This window comes from Amycolatopsis sp. NPDC114503, from assembly GCF_055633655.1.
The window spans coordinates 56,105-69,211 of record NZ_JBVKDT010000011.1 but is presented as its reverse complement, the minus strand read 5'-3'; the positions used below and the strand labels follow the sequence as shown (position 1 = coordinate 69,211).

The following is a 13,107-nucleotide window of genomic DNA, read 5'->3' as shown; positions in this document are numbered from 1 at the left end:
GGATCTCCTCCACAGCGGGGCCTGGCACGAAATTTCGGTGTCGTGCGACGGAATCGGGGCCCTGCCGTCCCCGCCGTTCGGCGGGGACGGCAGGGGCTGTCACCGGGGACGTGTTCGGGAGTCCGCGTCAGACTGCCGTCCAGGCACCGGCGGCGAGGGCGTGGGCGACCGCAAGCGGGACCTTGCGGTACAGCCCCAGGCTCCCGGGACCCGGGATGGGCCGGTCGAATACACGCGGGTTCTCGAATTCCCAGTGGTAGAACCCGGGCTCGCCCCAGGGACGGCAGCAGCCGTTGTCGCGGTGGACGCCGACCAGGTCCATGACGCCGAGGTAGCCGGTCGGCGCGTCCCGGGGGACGGCCGGCACCCGCATCTCGGCGGCGATGTCGCGGCCGCGGTCGTCCCACTTCTTCCCGGAGTGGATCACGACGAGACCGCGCCACGTACACGCCCGCGGCCGGTTCTCGACCGGTTTTCCCCGCTCCAGCAGAGCCGTCCCCCACGGCTGCCTGGTGGACATCACCCGCGCGTCGAACAGGCGCACGACAGTGAACCGGCGCTCCTGCGGGTCCTCGCCGTCGTCACAGCAGGGGCAGCTCGCGGTGAGCCGGTAGCCGTGCGGGCATTCGGCGGCGTGCGCGGCGTCCCGGCCGGCGCCGGAGATCCAGTAGTGAGGGTGTGCGGCGATGTCGCCGACGCTCGGTGGCGGAAGGGGGTCGTGCGCACTAGCCTCGATCACAGCGTTCATCGGAGGTCGGTTCCTTTCTCGGGAGCCATCGTCAGCCCGGTCTCGATCCCGGGGACACCGCGCCAGGGCGGTGTTTCGGCTCAGGCGTCCGGTCGTCGCGGCGAACCGGAGAGACGCGGCGCTAGAACGACAGCTGGTACCTGGTCGCCGACGCTTCTTCCAGCCCCCAGGGGAGATTGGCATCGCGGTACTTGTCGAAGGCCGTGCCGTCGATGCTGTCGACGACGCCGAGGGAGAGCATGTAGCGGATCCGTTTGCGGGTGTTCACGCGTCCGCCGTGGATCAGCAGGCCCCGGCGCTTGCCCTCGCGGCAGATCTCCGCCATCTCGGAAGAGAGCTTGTAGTCGGTGCTCCCGGCCATGAACAGTCCGGCCACATTGGGAAACTCAAAGGGGATTCCGGCGGCTTCGGCACCGTCTTGGACGCAGAACGCGAGCGGCAGATGGGGGATCAACGCGGCCCAGTCGGCGAACTTGCGCAGCGTGGCGCGCGCGTCGAACGGGACGTCCGGGACCGTGACCCACAGCAGGTTCGGATGCCAGTCCGGCAACGGCTCCGGTGGCGTCTTGCCGATCGCGGCCCATGCCTGAGGCGGCATCGTGGCGAGCGGCGCGACCCGTTCCCACTGCCGCAGGACCCGCCCGTACAGGGCACGTTCGATCCGGCCGATCATCCGCACGAACGCGGGCAAGTCCCATTCGCAGAAGGCTTCGTTGTCGATGCCGACTTTGAAACCGGCGTCGAGGGTCTCGCGCAACTGTCCGATGTGGCGGGGGCGGGCGAGCCTGCCCAGGTGCGTCGCGCCGGCGCGGTACTGCGCGCGGCACCGTTTCAGGGTGGGCAGACCGCCGCCATTGAGAATCAGCATCCGATTCACCACCACTCCTCAGGGGCGGGAGCGAGCCCGAGGAAGATGCGGGCCTCGTCCCGCATCAACCGGAGCGCGTCGACGGCCTCGTCTTCGCTGTCGAACGCTTCGTTGGTCAGCAGTCGCTTCGGGTTGTAGTCGCGATAGTCGAAGTCCTGGACGCAGATCGGTGTCGGACGGCCGTCGCGGCCGAAGTAGAGGCGGTAGTGCACGTCGTCGCGAAACTGGTGTCGTTCGGATTCGGGGTCGTAGCCCAGCATCGGGCGTCGTCCTTTCTGGGAAGACGGATGAATAGGGGGTGCGCGGGCGTCAAGCCGGGGGACGAACGCCGCGATCAGCGCCGGTTCGGAGGGGCCGGGTCGCGACGGAAGAAGCACTGTCCACACGGGTTTGTGCCGCGCTGGCCGCACCGCCGACGGCGGGCGGAGGAGGAGCTGCCTTCGCCCGGCGGGATCCGGGGCGCTCTCTCCTACACCATGACCATATACCGACCAGGGGTATATGCGGGGCTGTGCTGCGAGCGGATCGAAAGAGTGTGCGTTTCCGGCCGCCCGGCGTGCGATGCCCGCCCCGGCGGTCTCCCCGGGCGAGCGTCGTCGGCCCGGCTGCGGGATCGGAGTCCGTGCAGTCCCTTCGCGTCGGGACGCGGGGTCCGGCCGCTGCCGCCCTTGGAACGCAACGGAAAACGGCCGGGCCGCCCCGGTGGAAGGGGCGACCCGGCCCGGTCACGGCAGGCGACTAGTCGAGGGTCACGAGCTTGCGGCACCTCTCCAGCGGGTGGACCTGGCCGGAGGCGATCAGCCCGAGCTGGCACCAGTACTCGAACCTGGTCAGCGGGGCGCGGGGGTCGATCCGGCACGTGCACCAGGCGCGGTGGTTGACGGGAAGCTCGTCGCTGGCGAGGACGTAGCAGGGATGGCGGTCGTGCTGTTGCACGCCGTTGACGTAGAGGCCGTCCACGGTGGCTTCCCGCTTCCAGAACGTGGCGCTGATGGTGTCGAGCTTCGCGGCGATCTCGTCCTGGGTGAGGGATTGCGGAACGAGGAGGGGCTTCCACTCGCGCCCGTTGTAGATCTGCCAGTCACCGCCGAACGCACGCCGGGTGCGGGGACTTTCGTCGAGGATTTCGGCCCGGAGCTTCCTGTCCTCGCGCATGATCGCGATCCGGTGGAGTTCGATCACGTCGCCGCGAATGGCCCCGCCGCCGGGGAACTCGACGAATTCGCGCACCACCGTCGTGTTGTTGCACCGCATGGCAGCGACCATTTCCTCGGCGTTCTGCTCGTACAGCACCGCGTCGAGCAGGTCACCTTCCTCCCTCAGCGGCCGGCCGTCCTCGCGGCACTGCTTGACGTAGGCCCGCATCTCGTGCCAGCCGAACCGGTCGGGGTCGCTGGGCACGAACTCGGTGCCCCGGCGACCTCCGTCGTTGGACATCGAGCCGATGTGGCCGAGCTGGGGGTGCAGGACGTCGGCAGTGAATGCGCACCCGTCACCGTGCTCGAATTCCTTGTAGTTGCGGAATTCGAGGGTGGTCGGGGCGTCGATGCCGGAGTGCGGCCAGTGCACGAGCGGGGCCGGTTCGGCCCGGTCGGGCACGGTCGTGTTGCTCACGCGTTTCTCCTTCGGATGTGTTCAATCTGTTGCCGATCGCGGGGCGTCACACCCGTGGCCGGGGCCGTTCTGTCCCTGAGGGTGTTGCGTGCCAGCCGGGACGGGGCTGTGGTTTGTTCGGCGTCAGTCGCGGCGGGTGAGGGATTTTCCTTCGCCCGGCGGAATCCGGGCCCCGCTTCGACATCACGACCATATACCGGCTACGGGTATAGGGGCGGCTGTGCTGGGCGCGCATCGAAACGGTGTGCGTTTCCGGCTGCCCGGTGCGGGATGCCCGCCCCGGCGGTCTCCCCGGGCCCGCCCGGACGCGGGATCCAGCCGCTGTCGTCCTTGGGGCGCAACGGAAGAGGGCCGGGCCGCCCCGGTGGAACGGGCGGCCCGGCCCGGGCACGGCAGGGGGCGGGCGGCTAGTCGAGGGCCACGAGCTTGCGGCACTTCTCCACCGCGTGGGCCTGCCCGGAGGCGATCAGCCCGTCGTCGGACCAGTACTCGAACCTGGCCAGCGGGGCACGGGGGCCGATCCGGCAGGCGCACCAGGCACGGCTGTCGACGGGAAGCCCGTCGCTGGCGAGGACGTAGTAGAGAAAGCGGGGATGCGAGTCGACGGTGCTGCCGTCGAGCCCGTCCACGGCGGCGCCTCGCTCGCCCGCCCAGCCGCGGATCGTCTCCATCTTCGCCTGGATCTGATCCTGGGTGAGGGTTTGCGGGGCGAGGAGGGGCGTCCACTCGCGTCCGTTGAACATCTGCCAGTCGCCTCCGAACTTAAGCCGGGTGCCCGGATCCTCGGCGAGGATCTGGATCCGGAGCTCCCGGTCTGCCCGTAAGGCTGCGATCCGGTGCAGTTCGATCGGGAAGCCGCGCCGCGCCTTGCCGCCGTCGGGGGTCGCGGGCCTGAACTCGCGGACCAACGTGGTGTTGTTCCGCCGCATGGCGCGGACCATTTCCGCGACGTCGTGTTCTTCCAGCACGGCCTCGAGCAAGACCTCGCGGGGGAGCGGCTCGCCATCCCGGCGGCAGCGGCTGACGTAGTCGCGCATTTCCCGCCAGCCGAACCGCTCGCCGTCGCTGGGCTCGAAGCGGGTGGGACCGCCGACCCCGTCGTTCCACACCTTCCCGATGAACTTCAGCCGGGGATGGTGGATCTCGGCGGTGAAGGACACACCGCCGCGAGGGAGCCGCTGGTCCGTGTACCGCCGGACTTTCAGGACGGTCGGGGCGTGGATGCCGGTGTGCGACCAGTGGACCAGCTGCTCTTGCTCGTCGGGGTCGGGCGGGGGCTTGCTGTTCATATCGGGTCTCCTGCGGATGCGTTCAATCTGTTGCCGGTCGCGGGGCGTCACTCCCGTGGCCTGCGCCGTTCTGTCCCTGTGCGCATTGCCTGCCAGCCGGGACGGGGCTGGCGGGCTGTTCGTCGTCAGTCGCGGCGTCGTCAGTCGCGGCGTCGTCGGCGGGCGCGGAGGTCTTCGCGGATCGCGAGGACGGCGAGGACGAACGTGGGGCCGGCGACGAGGACCATGATGCTGCCCAGGGCGATCAGGACGCCCCGGTCGCGTGTCGTGAACGCGGCGGCGGTCGCCAGGATTTGGACGGGAACGAACACGGCGTTGGCGACCAGAAACCGGTGGTTGGCTCGCTCCTGCGGGCTGCGGGCCCGGCGGTTCACCGGGTCGCCCCGGCGGTGTCGCGCCCGGCTCGCTCGCCTGGCCGCAGCGGAAGCTGGCAGCGGCGGCACCCGCCGTCGTGGCTGCTCGGGAGATCGTGCGTCGCCTGGTCGATGCAGCCCATCTCCAACGCCTCAGCCAGCGTCGCGGGCCTGCATTCAGCGCAGAATCCCCACGTCTGGGAAACAGGTCCGGCGAGGACGGTGTCGCAGCAGTTCCCGTTGCCCCGGCAGAGGATTCCGGCCTGGCGGAGCGCGACGCTCACGTTGACCAGCGCAAGGTCGCGGATCAGGACGTTGGCTCGGTCGATCAACCCGAGCATTTCCGTTGTCCGGGCGACCCGGATCCATTGGTCCTCGGTCAGCTCGGTCCCGGGCGGGAGTTCGTCGAGCACGACCAACGACTGGGCGGTGAGAGCGGTGACGGGCACACCGTGCCGTCGGCCCAGTTCGTAGATGAGGTGGGCGACGTCCTGGTGGCCGATGGTGTCGGCGTCGTAGAGGTAGGCGGCGTCGAGGCTGGCGCGCAGGTCCAGGTGGGCGCGGCCGAGGGCAGACACGCGCCGTTCTTCGGCGCGGCGGCTGTCGATGTCGTCGAGCTCTTCGAGGATCTCCCCGGCGTACCTGCGGACGTCCTCGGCGAGGAAGCCGCGTTCGTGGAGGATCGAGCGCCGGAGGATGGCGGTGACGTCTTCGTCTGCCCGGTCGGTGAGGACGGCGTGGGCGGCGATGGTGTGGGAGTGGTCGAGTTCGCGGGCGAGTCCGAGCAGGGCGCGCGCCCACCATTCGGCGTCCTGCTCGCTCAGGAGGCGCGGCGTCCCGGTCGCGGGGAAGTCGAGAAACCCGGTGAACGGCGCGACGTAGTGCAGCCCCAGGTCGCCGGTCTCCGGCGACCAGCGCGAGGCGGTGGCGGTGCGCGCAGTGGGCGCGAGCGGCTCGATCCAGATCTCCGCCGGAGCGGTGATGCCGCGAAGCCGGTGGACGCAGGCGAGAAGCTGCGCCGCCGCGGCGCGGGCGCTGGCCGCGGTGAACACGACCGGCCAGCCGCCGGGTTGCGCAGGACGTGCCCTCACGCTGATTTTCTGGCCTCGCAGCAGGGCTGTCCGGCCTACGGCCCGCAGGGTTCCGTTGGGGGCGAATTCGTAGTCGGCCGTGTCGGGCCGGGGCGGCAGTGCCACGCGGGCGGGGTGCGCGAACGACATTGCTGGTTGCTCCTTGGCAGAACGGTGGTTGACGGGAATGGAGGCGGGAACGGCCGGGGTCAGAGCCCGCAGCGGTCGGTCCGGGCGTCCGGGCGGCAGTAGAGGCCGTCGCACCCGTGCGGACAGATGTCCGGGCCCGGGCCGCCGTGGGCGATGCGCACCAGCTGCTCGGCGGTCGCCTCGGCGGCCAGCCGCGCGCGCCAGCGCAGGTCCCGGTCGCCGTCCGCGACGTGATCGAGCAGCGCCCGTTTCTCGGCGTCGGTGTAGTCGGCGGGTTCCCGGTCGGACGCAAACGCCGCGAGGGCGGTGACGGTGTAGGCGGGCAGCGGGACAGCGGCCGCGCCGGCGGGGACGGACAGGTCGGCCTCGGCCCATTCCCACGGGTGGGAGATGCGGTACAGGCCGTGCCCGTCGGGGCGGATCTGCTCGGGTTGGTAGCCCGCGTCGTGCTCGTACTCGGTTTCGACGAGCCGGAGCGCGTCGTCGTGCCACTCGGCCCGGCGCCGCGGGTTGCTGCCGTGCAGCCACGTGGCGTTCAGGCGGATGGCGATCCACTCGGCTACCGCTCGCCGGAACCCGGGGGATCTGTCGGGGTCTGCGGTCTGGGCGGGGAACAACGGGGCACCGCCCGACTGGACGAGCGTTTCATTCGGTCGGACGCGAATGGGGATTTTTTCAGGCGCGCTGGCCAACGGTCACACCTTTCAGGAGTAATGGGATTCGATGCGCGGCGGTTATTCCAGGATTTCCCTCCCGGCATCGGCCGCTGATGAAACCCTACAGCGGCAATTGCCTGCCGAGAGCGGTATTGCCGTAGCGGATCGAAATCGTGCGCATTTCCGGGCTCCGCGCTGCATGAAGAAAGCCCGGCGCCCCGTCTGCCGGGGCGCCGGGCGTTGACGCGGGCGGGAAAGCTACGCCTGCCGCCGGAAGACCGAACCGGTGAACGGGCCGGGCTGCCCGTCCTTGACCAGGTAGGCATAAACCGAATCGGTCACGGTGGTCCGCTCGTCGGGGTAGGACTGCTCCACGCTGGAGGCGGTGAACAGTCGGTTCACGATGTACTGGTAGGTGTGGGTGGCCTCCGCCGTCACCACGGCGTACTCCGGGCCGACGTTGGCGAGGTAGCCCGGGGTGGGCACGTCCGGGTCGGGATTCCAGGGCCTGCCGTTGCGGGTCAGGGTCACCGGGTACCGTCCGGCATCGATCATGAAGGTGTCGTAGTTGCAGGCGGTTTCCATCCGCCGCGTGTACTCGACGGATTCGGGGACGTCCAGCACATAGGAGGTCGAGCCGAAGTGCGCGACCTTCTCTGCGAGAGTGGATGTCATCGTGATTCTCCTTTTGCCGTCCGGGGCCGCCAGGCGACCCCGATGCCTTTGCCCTGTCGGAAGCGGTGCGGTCGCGCAGGATTGCGCAGACTGGGAACGCGGAAAGGCGGACACTGCCGCCTGGCGCTATTCGATGCTCGGAACGGGCCGGGAAGCCAGTCCCGGAATCGCCGTTGATGAAACCCTACCGCGAGGTTTTACCGGCGAGAGCGTTCCGGACGCCGCCCATCGGAGTCGTGTGCATTTCCGGGCGCCGGAGCGTGAAGAAAGGCCCGGCACCCCGTTGCGCCGGGGTGCCGGGCCTTTCTTCACGCGGTCTCGGACGCTACTTCACGGAGTGCCAGGCGCAGTCCGCGTGCTCGGCCTGGAAGCGTGCCCGGTCTTCGTCGGAGGCGGCGAACACGAGGGCGTTGCACGGGCCGCACACCTCGGCCGTTTTCCCGTCTGCGGCCAGAAGCGCGCGGATCTCGTCGCGCCGCTGCGAGCTGGACACGAGGAATTCGCCCTCGGCGCTGTCCGGCGCGCAACGGCACCGTTCGCCGCACTCCCCGAACATGAACGGGTCGTGGTCGAGCGGCAGGGCAGAGGCGACGTCGAACAAGGGCACGTAATCGGCCAGCCGCGTCGGTGCGGCCGCCTCTCCGTCGGCGGTGGTCATCCTCGGAGTTCTCCTCAGTCTTGTCGGGGGAGGGGGGACGGCCCGCGTGGCGGTTCAGGCATGGCGGGCGGCGGCGGTGAATTGGGCGGCGAGCGTCGGGACCGTCGCGGTGAGCACCGCCTGCCACGCGTAGGCGACTTCCGCCCAGAGCTGGTCCAGGACGCTGTCGAGGCGAGCCGCGTCGGCCTCGTCCAGCGGCAGGTCCCGGTAGTCGTGGATGCGCAGGGTGCCGGTGCGGCCGAGAGGGACGTGTTTGCCGAACACGGAGGTGACGTGCCAGAGCTCGTAGCCGGGGTAGTAGGGGTTGCTGCTGCTGCGGAGGATCAGCCGCAACCCGGTCGCGGTCGTGAGGTCTATGACCGGCGCGGTCACGGCGTGCCGGGTGATGCATGCCCGGCCGCCGTCGGTGGCATCGCGGATCGCGTTGATGGTGCCGTGCTCGCGGAAGCCGCGCAGCACGCGGAGGTCAGCTTCGACAGTGGCGCCCGGCAGGGAGATCGTCGTCGGCGGGCCGCTGAGGACGATCGGCTCGAATGCGCTCGGCTCCTCCTCGTCTTCTCCGGGTTCGTCGTCGGCGGGGGCCTGGCGCGCTGTCGGCCCGCCGGGGTAGTCCAGCAGCTCGGCGCATCGATCGCGGTCTCCGATCAGCCACGCCCGGAGGTAGTCGCCGACCAGGTCCCGGGGCAGCAGCGCGCGGTTGTGGTCGGCCGCGATCGCCTCGCCGTCCCAGAAGCCGGCTTCGCGGAGGTTGCTGGAGCCGAGCTGCGCGGCGATGTCGAGCGCGTGCTCGATACCGAGCCGCGGCACGCCGCTGGCGGCCGGGCTGTCGATGATCTGCGCGCGGGTGCCGACAGCGATCGGGACGCCGTCGTTGCCGGACCAGAGGGCGTAGAGGTCGACGCCGCGCTCGGCGGCGAGAACGTACTCGCTCATCGCAGGCCCTCCCGGACGATGCGCAGGCAGCGCTCGTCGACCGCGCGCCCCTCCAAGACGCGGACCCGCGACGGCGCCGTCAAAGCGGCCCGCCGCGTCGTGGCGACGCTGTAGCCGAGCGAGGCCATGTCGTCGAGCCACGTCGTGAAGAGGGGTTCCGACGACCCGCCTCGTTCGCCGCAGAACATGTCAATGGGTTCCATGATTCGGTGCTCGCTTTCAGGTGCTGGATTCCGGTTCAATCTGGCCGGTGAACCGGGGCGTCACCCCCGACCCCGACACCAATAACTATACCGGTCGCGGTGGTGTTTGGCCTGCTCGGCGCAGTTCTCCGGTGAAGCGTGCGCGCTTTCGGCCTACGATCGGGCGCATGGGGGAAACACAACGGAAGAAACGCGCGGAAGCGCTGGCGGACAAGGCGCTCGCGCCGCGCCGGAACGCACTCGTGGCACTGGCCAGAGCCGCCGACGCCGCCCGCGACCACGAGTCGGTCCAGGCGAAGGCGGACAACGAAATCGCGAAAATCCGCGAACGAACGAGGAAACGGCTCGCGAAGATCCAGGCCAAGGCCGACGAACAGATCGGCCTGCGCCGCGAAGAGGCGCGGGACGAGATGGTCCGGCGCGCCGAAGCCTGGCGCGCGGCGTACAGCGCGGCGAGAGAAGTCGGCTGGACGCCGAAGGACCTGCGGAAGGCCGAGCAGCCTCCGCCGCCGCGCGCGGGGGCGCACAAGCAGCCCGCGCCGAAACCGGACGCCGGCGCCGCGTCCGCGACGGCCGGTCCCGAGCCGGGGACGCGGTCGCGGTCCGGTGCCGAGTCGGAGGATCCGCTGCCCCGATCTGCGTGAGCGAGGCTCATCGCAGCGGGCCTGGCCTGTTTCGACCACGGGGCCCGGACATCGGAAACGGGGTTGCCCCCGGCGCGTGCCGGGGACAACCCCGTCTGTTCGGTGCGGTCAGGCGGCCCGGCGGAGCTCGCGGGGCAAGTCCCCGGCGTGAGCCGTGAGGGCCGCCCGCTCGTGGAGGGGATCGTGGTCCCCGTCCCACCGGTCCATCAGGTCGGCGAAGTCGATCGCGTCCTCGGCGAAGCCGATCGCCCCGTCATTCCAGGCGCTGCGCAGCATGTTCTCGACGTGGCGGGCGGCGCTGTCGTCGTGGATGCCGTTGTCGATGATCCGGTCGTCGACGTCGAACTCCCGCAGCGCCACAGGCTGGCCGAGCAGCTCGCCGAGCAGCCGGTGGGCTTGCTGCAAGTTGACTTCGATTCCGGGGCAGCAGCGGCCGGGGTCGACGCTCGCGGTGCGCCCGGCGCACCGGTCGCACGGCGCGAGCGCAGTCGCGTCGGTCATCCAGACCACCTCGAAAGGCCGCTCCTGGAAGTCTGGCTCGCCCGGGAAACGCTCGACGTAGAGCGCCAACACCGTCCGGGTGTTTTTGGGCAGGTCCGCGTACGCGGAGTTGAACAGCGCACTGGCGTTCGAGGACGAGAGGTAAGAAGGCTGGATGCGCATTGTCGCTCCTGTGCTGAATGGGTTCAATCTGTTGCGGCGGATTCCGGGTCGTCACCCCGGGCCGTGCCACTGCCAAAACAATATCCGCACTGACGCGGAGAAAACGATTATCGGGACCGCTTTCCGGATTCGTGCGCATATTTCCCGGAACTGTCGATCTCTCGCGGGTCCCTGTCGTCGGCGGCGGGCCTGCGGTGGGCGCCTAGCGGCGGTAGACGTCGGCCAGCAGGACCTGGCAGGTGTCGTCGAGCGGTCGCCAGTCCCCGACTTGCAGCAGGCCCAGTCGCGTGAACGCGTCTTCGGCGTCTTCCTTCGTCTCGACCGGTCCGGGGACGGTCAGGTCTTCGCCGGTGTCGTCGACTACGACGAGAGGCCCGGGGCGGGACCAGCGCGCGGCGAGCCGCGGCGGTGCGGCGACGGTGCGACTGCGGAAGCGGGACGTCGCGCTCAACCACGGCAGGCCGATAGCGCGCTCCCAGTCGGCGGCGGGCTGTGCCGCCAGCTTCAACCAGACGGACCGGGCGATCTGCGGCTCTCCGAGGCGATCGCAGGGGGCGCTGAACAAGCCGAGGCCGTGGACGTAGGTGTTGATCTCTCCCGGTTCGCCGTCCCTGGGCGCGTCGTATGCCGTGAACGCCGCTTCCGGGGCGGACTTCATGAGCGAGTGCGCGAAGTCGCGGCCCATGAGCCAGGACTCGGGATGAGCTTTGAACCACATGCCCAGGTGCAGGTCGGTGGAGGCGTCCTCGCCGCCGTAGAGGTAGCCGAAATCGCGCAGGGCGGCGAGCACGGCGGGCACCCGATAGGGCGGGCAGTCGTGAATCGCGGCGGCGGCATGGGTGGATCCGGTCATGGCAGGTCGTCTCCTTGTCGGCGACAAATGGGGAATGGCGAAGAACCGCGGGGGGAGGGCGAGGGACGCGACGTGCCCCCGCTCGGGTGGCGAGCTGCATTCGCAGTGGCGGACGCCGGGCCTCGGATGCCCGGACGCGCCCGTGGTGCTACTTGTCCTGGACCGACGGGCGACCGTCCCACAGCCAGTTCTCGACCTGGTCTCGGATGTAGAAGTAGTCAGCGCCTTCGACGTCGTTGTTCTCGACTGTGTCCAGACCGCCGAGGCTGTAGTCGAGGCACACGTCGCCCCAGAAGAGGACGGTGTCGGGCAACTGGCCCGATTCGATCCATTTCGCGACGTCCCGCTTGGCTGCGTCGGCGATCTGGTCGAGCCGTCCTGCCGGGAGGGTCAGTTCGGAAACGGCTGTCTCGCCCCGGTATTCGGTGTCCGACCATTCGATGTCGTCGCCGTTTCCGGCCGTGATCCGGCCGCGCGGGCATCCGCTGCGGATCGTCTTGACGTCCTCTTCGGTGTAACCCATGGCGAGGAGGTCTTCGATCATGTCCTCGGATGACTGGTAGTCGTCGGTGATCCGGACGACCTCGTCGTCCGGATCCTTCTTCTTCCAGATGACCTCGGTGATGTACAGCTTGAACATTCGCGGTTCCTTCTCTGGCGGTCTTTCGGGCGGGGCGGACCTGCCGGGCCCGGACGTCTGCGCGCGGGGGGCGGGGGTTGGGCTCTGCGCCGAACCCCCGCTTGGTCGCTGCGGGCCTGCCTAGACGCGGATAGCTAGTTCTCCGCCCCAGAGGTGCACGGCAATGGCGCCGATCGCTTGCTGTGCCGCGTTTTCAACGCGCGCCCGGCTCTGGAGAACTTCAGCCGGGACGGGGAAAGCCCCGACGACGACCCTGGCGCCCGGGATGTCCAGACGTTGCGCTGCGCGTTTCGCGCGGGCCTCGGAGCAGCAGTCGCCGATCGGCACGGTCGCGGTGTGACGGCAAAGCGAGCCGTCGGCCTCGCCGCTCGGATAGACGTCGAGCACCTCGGGCCGCCGGAAGACGTGGCCGGGCTTCGCGACGGCGGCGGCGATCCACAGCATCCTTCCGGAGCGGGCCGCGAGTTCGGGGATCACTGAGCGGGCAGCCATGGCCAGCGGGCGGGCCTTGCCGTCTTCGTAGCCCCGGTGCCAGTCCCATTCGGTGCCGTCGGTGCGCTTGACGTGGAGCCCGCTGGCGGTGAGCGCGATGCGCACGGCGCCGAACACGGTCGTGACGCGCACGATCCCGGCCAGGACGTCGGCGCGGGCGTTGTGACCGGTCTCCCGCAAGGCGGCCGCCAGCCCGAGGGTCCGCCACCGCACGGCCAGTTTGGTGACCCGCACGTGCTCGACCAACCCTCCTTCCCCGTACGCCTCGTCGGCGCTGTCCAGCAGTTCGTCGGCGCGCAGGTCCAGGACGTCGATCCAGTCCCGCACGCACCGGCAGAACACGGCTGGGTCGCGCTCGGCGCGATCCCGGCCGCCGCCGAGGCAGCGCGGGCAGTGCTTCACCGCGTACGTCCGGTGCGCGTCCGCGACCGGCACCAGGTCGGCCGCGCTGAAGTCGTTGACGACCTCGTCGCACAGCGGAGTGCACGGCTCGCCGGGTTCGGCGCCGCAGGTACAGGCGCGGGTGATAGGTGCGTCCTCGTGCTCAACCATCGGGGTGTCTCCTAAAGTGAATGCGTTCAATCTGTCGCGGCGATTT

17 protein-coding genes are annotated in these 13,107 nt (G+C 69.9%); 1 reads left to right on the top strand and 16 read right to left on the bottom strand.

Going from position 1 to position 13,107, the window contains the following annotated elements; genetic code table 11:
• Positions 1–127 precede the first annotated feature (127 nt).
• From ACZ7OI_RS37080 to ACZ7OI_RS37025, 12 genes are all read right to left on the bottom strand, one after another.
• Positions 128–748 (bottom strand): ASCH domain-containing protein, encoded by a 621-nt coding sequence (locus ACZ7OI_RS37080; RefSeq protein ID WP_470268764.1) that lies wholly within the window; start codon positions 746–748, stop codon positions 128–130.
• 121 nt (positions 749–869) lie between these two features.
• Positions 870–1,616 (bottom strand): hypothetical protein, encoded by a 747-nt coding sequence (locus ACZ7OI_RS37075; RefSeq protein ID WP_470268763.1) that lies wholly within the window; start codon positions 1,614–1,616, stop codon positions 870–872.
• 5 nt (positions 1,617–1,621) lie between these two features.
• A complete protein-coding gene (locus ACZ7OI_RS37070) occupies positions 1,622–1,876 on the bottom strand; it encodes a Sec-independent protein translocase family protein (protein ID WP_470268762.1) in 255 nt (84 codons plus the stop codon).
• A gap of 478 nt (positions 1,877–2,354) precedes the next feature.
• The gene (locus tag ACZ7OI_RS37065) at positions 2,355–3,230 is read right to left on the bottom strand and encodes a hypothetical protein (RefSeq protein ID WP_470268761.1); all 876 of its coding nucleotides are present in this window, start codon (positions 3,228–3,230) and stop codon (positions 2,355–2,357) included.
• Positions 3,231–3,637: 407 nt separating this feature from the next.
• On the bottom strand, positions 3,638–4,519 hold the full coding sequence (locus ACZ7OI_RS37060) for a hypothetical protein (protein WP_470268760.1): 882 nt from the start codon (positions 4,517–4,519) through the stop codon (positions 3,638–3,640).
• A 140-nt stretch (positions 4,520–4,659) separates the two neighbouring features.
• The gene (locus tag ACZ7OI_RS37055; RefSeq protein WP_470268759.1) at positions 4,660–4,893 is read right to left on the bottom strand and encodes a hypothetical protein; all 234 of its coding nucleotides are present in this window, start codon (positions 4,891–4,893) and stop codon (positions 4,660–4,662) included.
• Positions 4,890–6,092: a hypothetical protein gene (locus ACZ7OI_RS37050; protein WP_470268758.1), complete on the bottom strand. Its 1,203-nt coding sequence runs from the start codon at positions 6,090–6,092 to the stop codon at positions 4,890–4,892. The genes ACZ7OI_RS37055 and ACZ7OI_RS37050 overlap by 4 nt, the downstream gene beginning before the upstream one ends.
• Before the next feature lie 59 nt (positions 6,093–6,151).
• A complete protein-coding gene (locus ACZ7OI_RS37045; protein ID WP_470268757.1) occupies positions 6,152–6,709 on the bottom strand; it encodes a hypothetical protein in 558 nt (185 codons plus the stop codon).
• 297 nt (positions 6,710–7,006) lie between these two features.
• Positions 7,007–7,423 carry a hypothetical protein gene (locus tag ACZ7OI_RS37040; protein WP_470268756.1) on the bottom strand — a complete coding sequence of 139 codons (417 nt, stop codon included), beginning with the start codon at positions 7,421–7,423 and terminating at the stop codon, positions 7,007–7,009.
• Between the two features lie 325 nt (positions 7,424–7,748).
• Positions 7,749–8,081 (bottom strand): hypothetical protein, encoded by a 333-nt coding sequence (locus tag ACZ7OI_RS37035; protein ID WP_470268755.1) that lies wholly within the window; start codon positions 8,079–8,081, stop codon positions 7,749–7,751.
• 54 nt (positions 8,082–8,135) lie between these two features.
• On the bottom strand, positions 8,136–9,014 hold the full coding sequence (locus ACZ7OI_RS37030; RefSeq protein ID WP_470268754.1) for a hypothetical protein: 879 nt from the start codon (positions 9,012–9,014) through the stop codon (positions 8,136–8,138).
• Positions 9,011–9,217 (bottom strand): hypothetical protein, encoded by a 207-nt coding sequence (locus ACZ7OI_RS37025; protein WP_470268753.1) that lies wholly within the window; start codon positions 9,215–9,217, stop codon positions 9,011–9,013. Before ACZ7OI_RS37025 ends, ACZ7OI_RS37030 begins: the two co-directional genes overlap by 4 nt.
• A gap of 167 nt (positions 9,218–9,384) precedes the next feature.
• Here ACZ7OI_RS37025 and ACZ7OI_RS37020 point away from each other — a divergent pair, with 167 nt between their 5' ends.
• Positions 9,385–9,861: a hypothetical protein gene (locus tag ACZ7OI_RS37020; protein WP_470268752.1), complete on the top strand. Its 477-nt coding sequence runs from the start codon at positions 9,385–9,387 to the stop codon at positions 9,859–9,861.
• Positions 9,862–9,969: 108 nt separating this feature from the next.
• On the opposite strand, the gene ACZ7OI_RS37015 is transcribed toward ACZ7OI_RS37020, so the two are convergent.
• The 4 genes from ACZ7OI_RS37015 to ACZ7OI_RS37000 form a co-directional block, all read right to left on the bottom strand.
• On the bottom strand, positions 9,970–10,524 hold the full coding sequence (locus ACZ7OI_RS37015) for a hypothetical protein (RefSeq protein WP_470268751.1): 555 nt from the start codon (positions 10,522–10,524) through the stop codon (positions 9,970–9,972).
• A gap of 202 nt (positions 10,525–10,726) precedes the next feature.
• Entirely contained in the window at positions 10,727–11,377 is a 651-nt protein-coding gene (locus ACZ7OI_RS37010) for a hypothetical protein (protein WP_470268750.1), read from the bottom strand.
• Between the two features lie 148 nt (positions 11,378–11,525).
• A complete protein-coding gene (locus ACZ7OI_RS37005; protein WP_470268749.1) occupies positions 11,526–12,017 on the bottom strand; it encodes a hypothetical protein in 492 nt (163 codons plus the stop codon).
• A 120-nt stretch (positions 12,018–12,137) separates the two neighbouring features.
• Positions 12,138–13,061 carry a hypothetical protein gene (locus tag ACZ7OI_RS37000; protein ID WP_470268748.1) on the bottom strand — a complete coding sequence of 308 codons (924 nt, stop codon included), beginning with the start codon at positions 13,059–13,061 and terminating at the stop codon, positions 12,138–12,140.
• Positions 13,062–13,107 lie beyond the last annotated feature (46 nt).